Source organism: Mycobacterium sp. E740 (assembly GCF_001672895.1).
GTDB lineage: Bacteria > Actinomycetota > Actinomycetes > Mycobacteriales > Mycobacteriaceae > Mycobacterium.
Genome location: NZ_LZKP01000053.1, coordinates 1 through 14,325 on the forward strand (window position 1 = coordinate 1; position 14,325 = coordinate 14,325).

Sequence of the window (14,325 nt, forward strand, 5' to 3'; positions counted from 1 at the left end):
GTCAGGCCAACGTCAAGAGATGGATCCCGGACATCCTTCCGCTGCTGACGGCCGATGACCCGTTGCGCGTCGAGCAGTTCGCGACCCACCGGCTTCCACTCGAGTCGGCCCCGGACGCCTACGAGACCTTCCAGAAGAAGGAAGACGGCATGGTCAAGGTCATCCTCAAGCCCTGACCGCCCACGACGCGATTGGTTCGACGTCGGCTTGGCGCGGGTACCCGCCGATCATGAACCAATCGGAAACGCCCCTGCTCGACGCGCAACGGGTCATCGGCCGTCAGCAGCGGAAGGATGTCCGGGATCCATCTCTTGACGTTGGCCTGACCCATCCGAAGCTGAATCTGCTTGTCGAACAAGGTCATCATGTTGATCGGGTCCGCGGCGCCCCCGTAGACCCCCGACAGTGAGATCGTGCCGCCGCGGCGCACGAGGGAGATCGCGGAGTTCAATGCCGCGAGCCGGTCGACGCCGGCGTTCTTCATCACGACGCGGCCGACCGGCGAGGGCAGGAAATTGCTCATTGTCTGCATGGTCTCGGCTACCGGTGAACCGTGCGCCTCCATGCCGACCGCATCGATGACGGCGTCCGCGCCGCGGCCGTCGGTGTGAGCTTTGACGACTTCGTCGGCGTCGTCGGTGCGCAGGTCGACGACTTCGTCGCAGTAGGCGCGGGCGCGGGAGAGCCGCTCATCGACGAGGTCCACGCCGATCACCCTGCAGTTCTTTCGGTGCGCGGCGATATGACAGGCCATCGCCCCGATCGGACCCAGGCCCAGCACGACGAGGGTGCCGTCGTCGGGGACAGACGCGTACTCCAGTGCCTGCCAGGCCGTCGGCAGCACATCGGACAGGTAGACGTAGCGATCGTCTGGCCCGTCGTCGGGAACTTTGACGTGGGTGTACTGGGCCTGCGGTACGCGCAAATACTCGGCCTGGCCACCCGCGACTTCGCCGTAGAGCTTGGAGTAGCCGAACAGGGCGGCGCCGGTGCCCTGGTCGCGGTTCTGGGTGGTTTCGCACTGGCTCTGCAGACCTTGGTCGCACATGAAGCAGTGACCGCAGGAGATGTTGAACGGGATGACGACGCGATCGCCGGGCTTGAGGTCACCGACCTCGCTGCCGACCTCCTCGACGACGCCCATCGCTTCGTGGCCCAGGATGTCGCCGGGCGACATGAACGCGCCGAGCACCTCGTAGAGGTGCAAGTCCGATCCGCAGATGTTGGTGCTGGTGACCCGGATGATCGCGTCAGTGGGCTCTTTGATCGCCGGGTCGGGGACGTTGTCGACGGACACTTTTCGACGACCCTGCCACGTCACTGCTCGCATTGGCGCCTCCTCTTGGTTTTGACGAGGCTGCCCATTTGGCCGAGCGCCAAACGTTCTAGACCGCCGCGGCGGCGGCGATGGCGTCGGAGGCGAGGACGCTCAGGTGCTGCCAGTAGATCCAGTCGGCGATGGCGGCGCGCTGGTCGGCGGCTTCGGTAGCGGTGTGCGCGCGGTGGAGGGCCAGTTGCTGAGCGTGGTCGGCGTAGGTGACGAAATGCCGCAACTGGACCTGACCGCGGTCCGGCGCGTTGCTCAGCAGGGGACGGAATACCTCGAACCACAGTAGGGCGCGCCGGTCGGCCGGGGGATTGATGTCGGCGGGCGGGGGAGGCAGCACTTCAGAGAGGGCAGTCGGCGCGATCGCGGCCAATTGCGTTGCGGCACTGGGCGATATGACTTGAAGGCGATGGCGGCCTTCCATCCGGCCGTTCTCGGGGATGTCGTCGGGGCGCAGGACGATCTTGGGTGCGCCGGGGTCGAAGCCTTTGAACTGGTCCTCGGTGGCGATGACGGCGCGCAGGTCCGAATTGTGGTGCTGAGCCCAACCATGAAGCGCGAGAATGGGATACGTGGTCCAGCTGCCGCGGACGCCCGGCGGAACACTCTCGTCGGCGGTGGCCATCTTGACCCGTTCGGGCAGATTGACGCCTTCGGGGATGTAGGCGAGGCCGTAGTTGTTGGCGACGACGATGGTGCCGTCCTTCGCGATGCCCGTGACCCAGAAGAATCCCATGTCGGTGATGCCGACGTTGAGTGCCGCGGCGACGCGCAGGGCCAGTTGGGTGGGATCGCTACCGGAGGGGCGGCGGAGGGTGGCTGCGGCGATCGCTTCACGCTGAGCGCGGGCAGCCGAAACCGGAACGGGCGCAGGGGCGCCGACGGTACTGGAGCCTGAGGCGACGGTGGCCGGCGGGATGGCGGGTCCGGCTGCGCCGGCGGAAGCGACGGGCGCGGCGGGCGAAGGTGTGGGTGCGGGGCCGAGTGGCATCGGCGGGGTTGGCGCAGCCGTTGTCGAGGGGGGCGCAGGAATAGGTGCTTGGGCGTTCATGGAATTGGGGCCGGCGGCAGACGGAGTGGGGGACGGTTGCGGCGGCGGGGGAGCGTCGGGTAGCGGCACCGAAGCGTTCGTCTGCGAGATGGGTGCTGATGCCAGCGGTGTCGGAGGCTGAGGAGGTGGAATGGGCGGCTGGGAAGCAACTTTCGCGGCTGCATCGGCCATCGAGCGGTGGAAGTCGGTCAGTTGAGCTTGATTCGCCGTCGCCGCAGGGGGATTCACGGTGCTGGGAGTGCTCGGTGTGGAAGGCAGCGACGGGGCCGCGGTGGCGCCGGAAACACCGGATGACCCGGATAGAGGGCTGGCTGGAGTCCCTATGGTAGGCGCGGACGGTGCACCCCTATGGCTGCCTCCGCCAGAAACGGCGGGAAGACCGAAGTCGGGGTAGCCGGCTGGCGAACCACCGGGCGCTTCTATTGCGCCTGCGGGGCTTACGCTGTTGTCTAACGGCGTGGCCGATTGCTGGTCGGCTTCTGGATTTGAGGGCGCATCTGCTGGAGATTCTTCTCGTCCAGCAGGGTTGATGGCGTTCGAACCCGGCGGCGGAGGGTTATTCGCAGGGTCCTGCTCTCCTCCGCCGGGCGTGCTCACAAAGCCTTCCGGCTCGACGGTGTTATTTGCCAGGACGATCCGCGAGTCATGTTGACTTTTACTCCCCCCGTGCAGCATCTGAACACCGTCCGCCGATGCCGAACCCGTGGTGGTGGCAATTGAATTTTTGGAGATCTTCGCGGCCCCAGACGCTACGATCGAAAGGTTCTGGCGCCGAATGGCGTCGATACCCGCGGTGATTGCTGCTTGCTTCGCATCGTCCGGAATTTCTGGATGTGTCCGGGCCCAATCGAGAATTGTAGTTGCGACTTCAACAAGATTCGAAATCTGCGTTTTTGCGCTTATCGTCGCGGCCGCGGATTCACCGAATAACTGCGATGCAGTAATAAGCTTCTCCCGCAAAGCCTCCAGATTTGCGATCTGCCTGTCTAGCGATCGGCCTGCGGCGTCGGCAGATGACCCCGACCACAGTCCCGCGCCACCGAACAAATCTGCCCGTGCACTCTTGGCCCGGTCGGTCTGCGTATCAACGGACCTTGCTGCGCTATCAAACGCATCAGCACATCGCCGCAGAATGTCCTCGTCAGCTTCCGGCCAAGCAGGACTATCCGTCAGCCCGTAGGGGTCATCCGGCCTGTTGATACTCACCGCTAGTATCCGGCCGCCTTGCAGGCGTTGAAGATCGTTGAGGCGGCGCTAGCCGACGCCGAAGTGAGCCATGAGTCGGCCTCTGAATAAGTAGGTAGCGCCTTCGCATAAGCGCGCCGGTATTGAGCAGTAAGGAAGGCGAAGTCCTGAAGGACTGGATTGGTTGTCTCCCGGGCCAGTTCTTCGGCGCGGTCCGCAAATTGCGTCATCTGAGGTATTACTGATTCGACGACTGCGCGTTGCTCGGAAGTCCAACTAGTCGCCGGAGTGGCCGGATCAAGGTTCTGCCACGCTCCCGTGCTCGCGTCGAACCCCCTAAGCAAGCTGGCCCATTCGCCGCAAACCGAATCACCATGAGAGAGGAAGCGGCTTGGTCTCCACGGATCCCCAAGTGGTGCAACCTTTTTGGTATCTGGCGATGGATTGACTAGCGGCGCCCTGGCCTGAGCGGACTGGGACTGGATCGCATTGCAAATGAAGTAGATAGTTGCGCCACTGTTGATCATGACGCGGGCCAAGTTCTCGTCGGCCGGCTCATAGGCTGGGATAGCGTCGCTGTAGGCGCGCGCGTAGGCGATGAATTGCTCATATAGTTCTCGCATGACACGACTAGGTGTCATCTTTGCCAGCGCTGTCGTTTGATCAGCAGCGTTTTGTGCGCCCTGGCGGACTTCTTCGTAAGACGCCTGCTGTTCAGGACTCCATCGCGAGGCAGGAATAGCCGGATCCCGCTTATTCCAGCCCTTCTTCTGGATGTCGGCGAACGTATCGTTAATCGGTCCCCAAGCCGCACAGCTCGGATCTTCTGTGATGATGGTGACTGGCCCGGTGTCGTTCGCGCTGGCCAGTCCGTAAGTCTCGCCCCGCGGTTTCGAGTCGCCACCGTTCTCGTCATCTGACGTGACTGAGATCGTCACTGCGACAGTCACTCCGATCACTGCCAGCAGCGCAATTCCCCCCAGCGCCCACTTCCACCCATTGCCACGTTTCTTCGGCGCCGGACCCGGCGACCACTGCTGCTGCGGCCACGACTGCTGAGGTGGCGCCCCCTGGCCCGGATTCCCCTGCGCGGGGCCGTAATTCCCTGGCGGCGGACCTCCCGACGGTGGCGGGTAGCTCACAGGGCGATCTCCGGTGCGGTCCCGGTCGAAGGTTGCGCCATCTGGCCCATCGGGCCCGATTGTTGGGCGGTTCCCACGGCTGATGACGCCACTCCCGGGCCGCCGCCCGTGTTGCTCGCGTCGTCCATGCCTTCAACCCGCTTGAGGATCTGCTCGGCGACCTGGCGATCGACCTCGTCATAGGTGTTGCCGGCGTTCACCACGTTCTGCGCGTACTTCGCCAATTCCTCTTTGGTGATCGGCAGCTGAGCGATCACCGGATCGACCACTTCTGCGACCTTGGCGGCGATCGCCGTCGACAACGCATCGCCGCCTGGCGGGCTGTACGACTCCGGCGGCGCAGGGATAGCAGCAGCTACAGCCTGCAGTCGACCACCGGCCTCGACCACCAATCCGGTGTCGATCCGCAATGTCTCAGTCATTGTCACTCCGCACAGCGATCAGCCCGCGCCGACGGATTGGCATGCCCTTTCGGCGTCTCGCGGCAAATGCTACCCGACGGGCATCACCTTCAATCGCGGCAATTTTTGCTCTAAGCACACGCCGCAAGACGCCAGAGTCGTCCGCCAGCAAATAGCCCTGTATCCCAAGGCAAACGCTCATTTGCCGGACTTCGCTATCGTCGGCAGGTGGCCGAGCCCGATCCCAAAGCCCTCGACAGCCTGTTTGATCGCCTCCTTCATACCGAAGACGACGCACTACAAAAGGCCCGCGAGTCCGCTGACGCAGCCGGCATGCCCGCCATCGAGGTATCGGCTCAACACGGCAGGCTTCTCTACCTTCTGACGACGCTCACGCACGCCACCCGCGTCCTCGAGATCGGAACCCTCGCCGGTTACAGCACCATCAACCTTGCCCGCGGCGTCGGGCCGAGTGGCCGCGTCACCACCCTCGAATACGAGCCCCGCCATGCCGACGTCGCCCGCCAGAACCTCGACCACGCAGGCGCAGCCGACCGCGTCGAGATCATCGTCGGGGCCGCTCTCGACACCCTGCCGACCCTGCGCGAGCGCGGCGACATCTTCGACCTCACGTTCATCGACGCCGACAAAGAGAACAACGTCGCCTACGTCGAGTGGGCGATCGAGCTCGGTAAGCCGAACTCGATCATCGTGGTGGACAACATCGCTCGCTTCGGGCGCGTCCTCGAACCGGCTCCCGACGATCATCAGGCACGCGCCGTTCGGGACATGCTCGAAATGATGGGCCAGCACCCGCGCCTGGAAGCCGCCGCGATCCAGACCGTCGGCGCCAAAGGTTGGGACGGCTTCGCGGTCGCGCGAGTCAAACCCTGATCAGCGAAATCACCTCGACCACGGAGCGGCCGCGGCGGCAGCCCGCAGCGCCGCAACGATCCGCTTCTCATGCGCGACGAACCGATCCGATGGCGCGGGCACGGAGATCGCGACCACATGCCCTCCGGCGGTCCGCCCGGCCACTCCCGCGGCTGAGATGCCGGCGGTGTGTTCGTCGCGGTCGAACGCGACCTCTGCACGGCCGTCCAGCAGAGCCGCCACAGCACGGCCATTAGCCGTCGACTCCAGTGGAAATCGGACGCCCACCGCTGACACCGCGCGCAAGCGGTGCGGCGACTCCACCTGATCGATGAACAGCATCTGATTGCCCCGCAGCACCGACAGATCGACCGTCTCGTCGGTTGCCGAGCCCAGTTCCTCCAACGTCGGCCGAAACAGTGACGCAAGGCTCGCAGTGTCGGCGCCGCCCAACCCTAGGAGGCGATCGCCGAGGGAGAACCGGCCCTGCTCATCGGCACTCGCGAACCCGATCTCAATCAGCCCCACCATCAGTCGCCGCACGGTCGACTTCGCGAGTCCCAACCGCTCGCCCAGGTCGACCAGGCGCAACCGGCCCGGCTCAGCCCCGATCTCGTCGAGCGCCGCCGCCGCCCGACGCAGCACCTGGATGCCGTCGTCGCGACCGCCAGTTCGCCGAATCGCTTCCGGATCCGTCACGCCCTCACTATATTGATCCGGATAGCGGCTCGAAAGATCCGCGATGCGAATCAAGGGGTTTGCGATGGTCCTACCCGACGGCCGCACGTTCCAGCGCGGTGACGACGGTTACGAGACCGCCCGCCGCGCGACAGTATGGAATGCCCGCACTCCGGACCGCTATCCCGACGTCATCGTGCAAGCCCACGACGCGGGCGTCGTCGTGACTGCAATCCGCCACGCCGCCGCCCATCAGATGAAAGTCGGCGTGCGGTCCGGGGGCCACAGTTGGTCGGGCAACCACGTGCGCGACGGGGGGATGCTGCTCGACGTCAGCCACCTTGATGACTGTGCAATCGACACCGAGAACCTGACCGCCGTCGTCGGACCAGGCAAGGGCGGCAGTGTCCTGGCGGCCGAACTCGAAGCCCAAGGCTTGTTCTTTCCGGCCGGCCACTGCAAGGGTGTGTGCATCGGCGGTTACCTTCTGCAGGGCGGCTACGGCTGGAACAGCCGCGTGCTCGGCCCGGCCTGCGAGAGCGTCATCGGTGTCGACGTGGTCACCGCCGGCGGCGAGCATATCCACTGCAGCGCGGACTCTCACCCGGAGATGTATTGGGCCGCAAGGGGAGCCGGCCCCGGCTTTTCGGCGTGGTCACTGCGTTTCATCTCCAGCTGTATCGGCGTCCCGCGATCTGCGGCAGCAGCCTGTATGTCTATCCGATCGAGCTCGCGGACGAGATCTTCACGTGGGCGCGAGCAATCGGCGCCGACGTGGACCGCCGCGTCGAGCTGCAGATCGTCGCCTCGCGCAGCGTTCCCGGCGCCGGTCTGGACCAGCCGGCGATCGTGATGGCTTCGCCCGTGTTCGCCGAGTCCGAGGATGAGGCGATCCAGGCGCTTGCACTCTTGGACACCTGCCCCGTTCGCGACCGCTCGATCATCGCGGCGCCTTATGCACCAACCGAACTCGCGACTTGGTACGAGGCGGTCATGAGCAACTACCCGACCGGATACCGCTACGCCGCCGACAACATGTGGACGTCGGCGACGGCCGACCAACTACTGCCGGGCATCCGGCGCATCATCGAGACCCTCCCGCCGCATCCGTCGCATTTCCTCTGGCTCAACTGGGGCCCGTCGCCGCCGCGCCAGGACATGGCCTACAGCCTCGAGGACGAGATCTACCTCGCGCTCTACACGGTGTGGCGCGACCCGCAGGACGACGGTCGCTACGCCGACTGGGCACGCTCGAACATGGCCGCGATGGCGCACCTCGCCACGGGAATTCAACTCGCCGACGAGAATCTCGGCCAGCGGCCCGCCAAGTTCGCAACCGATGCGAGCATGAGCCGCCTCGACGGCGCCCGCGCACGATACGACCCCGACGGCCTCTTCCATGGCTGGATGGGAAGGGTCTGAGGTGGCACGCGACGGCTACCTCGGCTACCGGCGCGAGGACTTCGCCACACCGTTCGCCGAGTTCTTCAACCCGCAAATGGCCACTCTGCCAGGGCATGTCGCAACGGCGTTAGAGCACGGACCCCAGGCCGGACCCACGCTTCCGGCGTTCGACGACATTGGCGCGATGCTCGACGAGGGCTACCAGCAGACCGAAAACGGTTACGGCACCGTGCGCGACGGTGGCATTCAGGTATCGGTGCGCACCGACATGGCCGGCGTGACACCCGCGATGTGGACATGGTGGTTCGGCTGGCACGGCAGCGATTCCCGGCGCTACAAGCTCTGGCATCCGCGCGCGCACGTGTCCGCCCGGTGGGCCGACGGCGGCGGCGACGGCGGTTACGTCGGGCGCACGTCACTCGTGCAGGAGTACCTGGGATCGACGTTCTCGCGTCCGGCGATTCGATTCGTAGAACCGTCCGTCCTCGGGCTCGCTGTGACGGGCGACTCGGTTGCGATCTGCGCGCGTCTCGGCTCGGATAACCTGCCCGTCGACGTCGGTTGGCTGGTGCACCACGTACGGGCCGTTCCCGGCGGCGCTGAAATGCGGTCGCGCTTCTGGATGGGTGGACGCCACGTCGCGGTACGACGTGGAAACCGGTTGACGGACAACGCAGTGCGCCCCATTGCTGCGCGGCAACTTCCGGATCCACGCGACTTGATGGTGCACTGCGCCCAAGAGATGAACCACCTGGCCGCGTTCCTGCCCGCTCTGTTTGGTCGATTCGCCGACGACTGATATGCGCGTGTGTTAATCAGGCACGATGAGAAAGATGTCCATGTTCGGCGTAATAGCCGTCGGCGCCGTGTCGATCGTGTCGCCGATGGCTCACGCGAATCGCGTTGAACCACCGCCGTTGTACGGCTACTACAACCTCTTCATCGACTTCTCGAAGCAGACGTTCAACGGTGCGCCGACGCCGATGAACCCACTCACCGTGCCCGTTCCGTTCACCACTCATTGTGACGTGAACGGTTGTGTCGCAACGCTCGACAACACCGACGACCATGCCCGCAATCCAGGCGCTCCCTTGGCCTACGAGTATCGATGGAGCAATGACCGTTGGGAAACCAGTGGTCGATATCCCTATTTCTGCAATCGCAGCGACCCCAACAGCGCCGTGACGGCCGAGCGCTCGGACTACCTGATCCCGAATCCCGACGGCAGCTTCTTCGGCGAGCGCACCCTCGTCACCGAGGGCGCCGGATGTCCCGGTGAAGGACCAGGCACCCACCGGCTGCCCATCTCGGTGACACCCATCGATCCGCCCAACTGATCAGAGTTCTCCGGACTTGTCGGACCCTGCTGTCATGATGCGGCTATGTCCTTGACCGCATCTCCCGACGCCGCTGGGGTGAGTCCGCGGGAGCGTCTTGAGGGGTGTTTCGAGGAGTTGGCGGAGTTGGCGGGGCAGCGCAATGCGATTGATGGGCGCATTGTGGAGATCGTCGCCGAGCTTGATCGTGACGGCTTGTGGGGGATCACCGGGGCGCGGTCGGTGCAGGCGTTGGTCGCCTGGAAGTTGGGCATGTCGACGGCGAGCGCCAAGACGGTGACCGCGGTCGCGGACCGGTTTTCCGAGTTTCCGCGCTGCACCGCGCAGTTGCGGGCGGGCCGGTTGTCGTTGGATCAGGTCGGTGTGATCGCCAAGCACGCCGCCGCGGGTTCGGATGAGCATTACGCGCAGCTGGCGTCGGCGGCCACGGTCAGCCAGTTGCGGTATGCGATCGGGCTGGAGCCGCGCCCGAAGCCGCCCACACCGGATCCCGAGCGGTCGATCACCAAGACCGCCGGCGAGCAGTTCAGCACGTATCGGATCACGCTGCCCAACATCGAGGCCGCCAAGCTGGATGCGGCGCTGCAGTCGCACCGGGAGGCGTTGATCAACGAGCACATCGCCGACCACGGACCTGACAGTCCTGGGGAGGATCATCAGCGCCGGTTGCAGGGTGACTCGGCGGTCCGGGCGCCGTTTCCCACCCTGGCCGATGCGTTTATGCGCATGGTGCAGACCGGGTGGGACGGTGAGGTGGCGCGCCGCCCGCATGGTCAGCACACGACGGTGATCGTGCATCTCGATGCCGACAAGCGCGCCGCGTGGCCGCACCTGGGCCCGGTCCTGTCCGAAGCTGATCGGCAATACCTGTTGTGTGACACCGACTGTGAGGTGTGGGTGCAGCGGCGCGGGCAGCCCATCGGCGCCGGGCGCTCGACGCGGGTGATCAGCCGTCGGCTGCGCCGCGCGCTGGAGTACCGCGACCGCACCTGTCGGGTGCCCGGCTGTAACGCCACGCGCGGTCTGCACGCCCACCACATCCGGCACTGGGAAGACGGCGGCCCCACCGAGTTGGACAACCTGGTGCTGGTGTGCCCGCATCACCATCGGATGCATCACCGCGGCGAGATCACCATCACCGGACCCGCCGACCAACTCACCGTCAGCGACCGCGACGGCGAACCGCTGGACCCCGGCTCACTGGCCCACCCACCGGACAAACCCCCACTAGCCGTCCCACCATGGAGCGGCCCCCTCGGTGAACGCGCCGACTGGTGGTGGTACGAACCCTTCCAACCACAACCACCACCGTCAACGAACTAGATCGGTCACCGACACCGGCGCGTTTGAACCCATGCCGACGCGGTTATCTCGTCCGGCCATGAACATCTATCTCGTCCGGCCATGAACATCACCCTGCGTGAGGGCATGCCGACGGTCCAGCGTGTGATTCCGGCGCCGGCTGACGCGGTGTGGAATGTGCTGACAGACATCGAGGTTTGGCCGAAGTGGGGGCCGACCGTTCTGGGCGCCGAATTGTCCGAGGCCGGACCGTTGCGCCTCGGCGCGCGGGGCAAGGTCTGGACGCCGTTACTCGTCCCGATAGCGTTCGAGATCACCGAATTCGACGACGGCCGCCGGTGGGCTTGGCAGGTGCTGGGCGTCAACGCGACTCGCCATGGCGTCGATCCGCGCGACGACGGCTGCCTGGCCTGGATGAGCGCACCGCGATGGGCGACCGCTTACCTGCCGGTCTGCGCAATCGCACTACAGCGGATCGCCCGCATGGTGGGCTAGCTGCAGACCGCGCCCGTCGCCGCCGAGTGCACCAGCTTGGTGTACTTGGCCAGCACGCCGGTGGTGTAGACGGGCGGCAGCGGCTCGAAACCTGCCTTGCGCGTTTCGAATTCGTCGGGATCGACCAGCACGTCCAAGGTGCCCGCGCCGACGTCGAGTCGGATGCGGTCACCGTCGCGGACGAACGCGATGGGACCACCGTCGACCGCTTCGGGTGCCACGTGACCGACGCACAGACCGGTCGTGCCACCAGAGAACCGGCCGTCGGTCATCAGCAGCACATCCTTGCCGAGCCCCGCCCCCTTGATCGCGCCGGTGATCGCGAGCATCTCGCGCATACCCGGACCGCCCTTCGGTCCCTCGTAACGGATGACCACGACGTCGCCGGCCTGGATCGTGCCGTCCTCCAGCGCATCCAGCGCCGCCCGCTCGCGTTCGAAAACCCTTGCCGTGCCTTCGAACACGTCCGAATCGAAACCTGCCGACTTGACCACCGCGCCTTCCGGCGCCAGCGACCCGTGCAGGATCGTGATGCCCCCGGTCGGATGGATCGGATCGGCCAATGCACGCAGCACCTTGCCGTCGGGGTCGGGCGGCGCGATGTGCGCAAGGTTCTCGGCCATCGTCTGACCGGTGACCGTCAAGCAATCACCGTGCAGCAGACCAGCATCCAGCAGCGCCTTCATCACGACCGGAACGCCGCCGATGCGGTCGACATCGAACATGACGTGCTTGCCGAACGGCTTCACGTCGGCCAGATGCGGCACCTTCTGCCCGATGCGGGTGAAGTCATCGAGGGTCAACTTGACGTTGGCTTCATGGGCGATCGCCAACAGGTGCAGGACCGCGTTGGTTGAACCGCCGAACGCCATCACCACGGCGATCGCGTTCTCGAACGCCTCCTTCGTCATGATGTCGCGTGCGGTGATACCGCGGCGAAGCAGCTCCACCACCGCCTGGCCCGACCGGCGGGCGAAACCGTCGCGGCGGCGGTCCGTGGCCGGCGGTGCAGCGGAACCGGGCAGCGACATCCCGAGAGCCTCGGCGGCCGAAGCCATCGTGTTCGCGGTGTACATGCCCCCGCAGGCGCCTTCGCCAGGACAGATCGCGCGCTCGATCGCATCGACGTCCTCGCGCGACATCAACCCGCGCGCGCACGCCCCGACCGCTTCGAACGCGTCGATGATCGTGACGTCCATCTCGGTGCCGTCGGACAGTTTGGCCTTGCCCGGCAGAATCGACCCGGCGTAGAGGAACACGCTGGCCAGGTCGAGGCGGGCGGCGGCCATCAGCATGCCGGGCAGCGACTTGTCGCATCCGGCCAGCAGCACCGAACCGTCGAGACGTTCGGCCATCATCACCGTCTCGACGCTGTCGGCGATGACCTCGCGGGACACCAGCGAGAAGTGCATGCCTTCGTGGCCCATCGAGATGCCGTCGGACACCGAGATGGTGCCGAACTCCATCGGGAACCCGCCGGCGGCGTGCACGCCGTCCTTGACCGCCTTGGCCAGCCGGTCCAGCGAGAGGTTGCACGGCGTGATTTCGTTCCACGACGACCCGACGCCGATCTGCGGCTTGGCGAAGTCGTCGTCCTCCATACCCACCGCGCGCAACATGCCGCGGGCGGCGGCTTTCTCGAGGCCGTCGGTGACGTCGCGACTGCGGGGCTTGATGTCGGGCTCCGCCCGGCGAGAGGTGTCGGGAGTCTGTGAGGGCATCGACCCAGTATGCCTTTGGCGTTTCGCCCGGCCAAACCGTTATGCATACCCCGGTGGGGTATACAGTAGACTCGCTCGCATGACGTCGTTGATCACTCGCCTCGCCGCTGTCCTGATCGCCTTCACCACCGCGCTGTTGCTGACAGCCTGTAGCAGTCAGCCGTCCGACGGTCACACCGACCACGAGCCTTCCGACCAGCCCGCGATCAGCGGTCAACCGGCGGGGTTCAACGCCGACGACATCGCGTTCGCGACGAACATGATCCCGCACCATCAGCAGGCGGTCGACCTCTCGGAGTTGGTTCCGCAGCGCTCCACGAACCCGAAGGTCAAGGCGCTCGCCGAGCAGATATCTTCCGCCCAGGGGCCCGAGATCCAGGCCATGAAGGTGCTCCTCGTGCAGTGGAACGAGAACCCCGAATCCGGCTCCGGGCACGGCGGACACGGCGACGGCGCGATGCAGGGCATGGTCGACGACGCCACCATGGCCAAACTCAAGTCGCTGTCGGGAGCCGAGTTCGACACGCTGTGGCTGCAGTCGATGATCGGCCATCACCAGGGTGCGATCGAGATGGCCAAAGCCGAACTCGCGAACGGCGAGAACGTCGACGCCAAACGCCTCGCGCAGACGATGGTCGATACGCAGCAAGCCGAAATCGGCGAGATGAACCAACTGCTGAAAGGCTGAAATGACTGCAGCACACGGCTATTCGCAGCAGAAGGACAACTACGCCAAGCGGCTGCGTCGGATCGAGGGCCAGGTTCGCGGCATCGCGAAGATGATCGAGGACGACAAGTACTGCATCGACGTGCTCACCCAGATCAGCGCGGTCAACAGCGCGCTGCAGTCCGTCGCGCTCGGGTTGCTCGACGAACATCTCGGCCACTGCGTGTCCCACGCCGTCGCCGAGGGTGGCGAAGAGGCTCAGACCAAGCTGGCGGAGGCATCGGCGGCCATCGCGCGCCTGGTGCGCTCCTAACCGCCCAACACGTCGTCGACCCGCTGAACTTTTGCGGTCAGCTGACCAGTGTGGCCCGGCCGGATGTCGGCCTTGAGCACGAGGCTCACGCGCGGTGCGGCCGCAGCGACCGCCTCGACGGCGCGTTTCACCACGTCCATCACCTCGTCCCAGTCACCCTCGAGATTGGTGAACATCGCGTTGGTCTCGTTCGGCAGCCCCGACGCGCGCACCACCCGCACCGCCTCGGCGACCGCGTCGCCAACACTGTCATCTCCGCCGATCGGACTCACGCTGAAGGCCACAATCATTCGACCAGCCTGCCACCGGAGGTCCTGAGGACACTGAGCGATTCCGGTCCTATGCCACACTGGTTGGAGTTCAGCGACTGGGAGGTTACGTATGCGCAGGCCAAAGCGCAGTCGACTGCTCACCGCCATGGTGGCGGCG

At 65.6% G+C, this 14,325-nt stretch carries 14 protein-coding genes and 2 pseudogenes; 9 read left to right on the plus strand and 7 right to left on the minus strand.

Annotated features, from left to right (window positions below):
* A pseudogene (locus A5663_RS22915) lies at positions 1-176 on the plus strand (glutathione-dependent formaldehyde dehydrogenase); the annotation flags it as partial.
* Here A5663_RS22915 and A5663_RS04970 read toward each other — a convergent pair.
* From A5663_RS04970 to A5663_RS23260, 4 genes are all read right to left on the minus strand, one after another.
* Positions 119-1,330 (minus strand): alcohol dehydrogenase catalytic domain-containing protein, encoded by a 1,212-nt coding sequence (locus A5663_RS04970; RefSeq protein ID WP_082973928.1) that lies wholly within the window; start codon positions 1,328-1,330, stop codon positions 119-121. The pseudogene A5663_RS22915 and the gene A5663_RS04970 sit on opposite strands and share 58 nt — an antisense overlap.
* 55 nt (positions 1,331-1,385) lie before the next feature.
* On the minus strand, positions 1,386-2,318 hold the full coding sequence (locus A5663_RS04975; RefSeq protein WP_231976684.1) for a secretion protein EccK: 933 nt from the start codon (positions 2,316-2,318) through the stop codon (positions 1,386-1,388).
* A 1,268-nt stretch (positions 2,319-3,586) separates the two neighbouring features.
* Entirely contained in the window at positions 3,587-4,501 is a 915-nt protein-coding gene (locus A5663_RS22480; RefSeq protein WP_231976685.1) for a hypothetical protein, read from the minus strand.
* Positions 4,502-4,701: 200 nt separating this feature from the next.
* Positions 4,702-5,127: a hypothetical protein gene (locus tag A5663_RS23260; RefSeq protein WP_068144672.1), complete on the minus strand. Its 426-nt coding sequence runs from the start codon at positions 5,125-5,127 to the stop codon at positions 4,702-4,704.
* A gap of 207 nt (positions 5,128-5,334) precedes the next feature.
* On the opposite strand from A5663_RS23260, the gene A5663_RS04985 reads away from it, so the two are divergent.
* The gene (locus A5663_RS04985) at positions 5,335-6,000 is read left to right on the plus strand and encodes an O-methyltransferase (protein ID WP_068144674.1); all 666 of its coding nucleotides are present in this window, start codon (positions 5,335-5,337) and stop codon (positions 5,998-6,000) included.
* A gap of 9 nt (positions 6,001-6,009) precedes the next feature.
* On the opposite strand, the gene A5663_RS04990 is transcribed toward A5663_RS04985, so the two are convergent.
* A complete protein-coding gene (locus A5663_RS04990) occupies positions 6,010-6,678 on the minus strand; it encodes an IclR family transcriptional regulator (protein ID WP_231976686.1) in 669 nt (222 codons plus the stop codon).
* A 64-nt stretch (positions 6,679-6,742) separates the two neighbouring features.
* On the opposite strand from A5663_RS04990, the pseudogene A5663_RS04995 reads away from it, so the two are divergent.
* The 5 genes and pseudogenes from A5663_RS04995 to A5663_RS05015 all read left to right on the plus strand — a co-directional run bounded on the left by A5663_RS04995 (position 6,743) and on the right by A5663_RS05015 (position 11,195).
* Positions 6,743-8,079 (plus strand): annotated as a pseudogene (locus A5663_RS04995) (FAD-binding oxidoreductase).
* A gap of 1 nt (position 8,080) precedes the next feature.
* Positions 8,081-8,860: a DAPG hydrolase family protein gene (locus A5663_RS05000; protein WP_231976687.1), complete on the plus strand. Its 780-nt coding sequence runs from the start codon at positions 8,081-8,083 to the stop codon at positions 8,858-8,860.
* 25 nt (positions 8,861-8,885) lie between these two features.
* A complete protein-coding gene (locus A5663_RS05005; RefSeq protein ID WP_068144681.1) occupies positions 8,886-9,398 on the plus strand; it encodes a hypothetical protein in 513 nt (170 codons plus the stop codon).
* A 45-nt stretch (positions 9,399-9,443) separates the two neighbouring features.
* Positions 9,444-10,721 carry an HNH endonuclease signature motif containing protein gene (locus tag A5663_RS05010; protein ID WP_068144684.1) on the plus strand — a complete coding sequence of 426 codons (1,278 nt, stop codon included), beginning with the start codon at positions 9,444-9,446 and terminating at the stop codon, positions 10,719-10,721.
* An 81-nt stretch (positions 10,722-10,802) separates the two neighbouring features.
* Positions 10,803-11,195 (plus strand): SRPBCC family protein, encoded by a 393-nt coding sequence (locus tag A5663_RS05015; RefSeq protein WP_068144688.1) that lies wholly within the window; start codon positions 10,803-10,805, stop codon positions 11,193-11,195.
* Here A5663_RS05015 and ilvD read toward each other — a convergent pair.
* Complete coding sequence (gene ilvD, locus A5663_RS05020) at positions 11,192-12,916, minus strand: dihydroxy-acid dehydratase (RefSeq protein ID WP_068144692.1); 1,725 nt, start codon at positions 12,914-12,916, stop codon at positions 11,192-11,194. The two genes, A5663_RS05015 and ilvD, sit on opposite strands and share 4 nt — an antisense overlap.
* A gap of 79 nt (positions 12,917-12,995) precedes the next feature.
* Between ilvD and A5663_RS05025 the strand changes: the two genes are divergently transcribed.
* Both A5663_RS05025 and A5663_RS05030 read left to right on the plus strand, forming a co-directional pair.
* On the plus strand, positions 12,996-13,604 hold the full coding sequence (locus A5663_RS05025) for a DUF305 domain-containing protein (protein ID WP_068144694.1): 609 nt from the start codon (positions 12,996-12,998) through the stop codon (positions 13,602-13,604).
* A 1-nt stretch (position 13,605) separates the two neighbouring features.
* The gene (locus tag A5663_RS05030; protein ID WP_068144696.1) at positions 13,606-13,896 is read left to right on the plus strand and encodes a metal-sensitive transcriptional regulator; all 291 of its coding nucleotides are present in this window, start codon (positions 13,606-13,608) and stop codon (positions 13,894-13,896) included.
* Here the strand turns inward: A5663_RS05030 and A5663_RS05035 are convergent.
* On the minus strand, positions 13,893-14,186 hold the full coding sequence (locus A5663_RS05035) for an MTH1187 family thiamine-binding protein (RefSeq protein ID WP_068144698.1): 294 nt from the start codon (positions 14,184-14,186) through the stop codon (positions 13,893-13,895). The genes A5663_RS05030 and A5663_RS05035 overlap by 4 nt on opposite strands.
* Positions 14,187-14,325: the final 139 nt, after the last annotated feature.

Coding starts and splice junctions, on each gene's coding strand:
- A5663_RS23260 (WP_068144672.1), bottom strand. CDS start 5,127: ATGACTGAGACATTGCGGATCGACACCGGATTGGTGGTCGAGGCCGGT.
- A5663_RS05010 (WP_068144684.1), top strand. CDS start 9,444: ATGTCCTTGACCGCATCTCCCGACGCCGCTGGGGTGAGTCCGCGGGAG.
- A5663_RS05025 (WP_068144694.1), top strand. CDS start 12,996: ATGACGTCGTTGATCACTCGCCTCGCCGCTGTCCTGATCGCCTTCACC.
- A5663_RS05005 (WP_068144681.1), top strand. CDS start 8,886: ATGAGAAAGATGTCCATGTTCGGCGTAATAGCCGTCGGCGCCGTGTCG.
- A5663_RS04975 (WP_231976684.1), bottom strand. CDS start 2,318: ATGCCACTCGGCCCCGCACCCACACCTTCGCCCGCCGCGCCCGTCGCT.
- ilvD (WP_068144692.1), bottom strand. CDS start 12,916: ATGCCCTCACAGACTCCCGACACCTCTCGCCGGGCGGAGCCCGACATC.
- A5663_RS05030 (WP_068144696.1), top strand. CDS start 13,606: ATGACTGCAGCACACGGCTATTCGCAGCAGAAGGACAACTACGCCAAG.
- A5663_RS04970 (WP_082973928.1), bottom strand. CDS start 1,330: ATGCGAGCAGTGACGTGGCAGGGTCGTCGAAAAGTGTCCGTCGACAAC.
- A5663_RS05015 (WP_068144688.1), top strand. CDS start 10,803: ATGAACATCACCCTGCGTGAGGGCATGCCGACGGTCCAGCGTGTGATT.
- A5663_RS05035 (WP_068144698.1), bottom strand. CDS start 14,186: ATGATTGTGGCCTTCAGCGTGAGTCCGATCGGCGGAGATGACAGTGTT.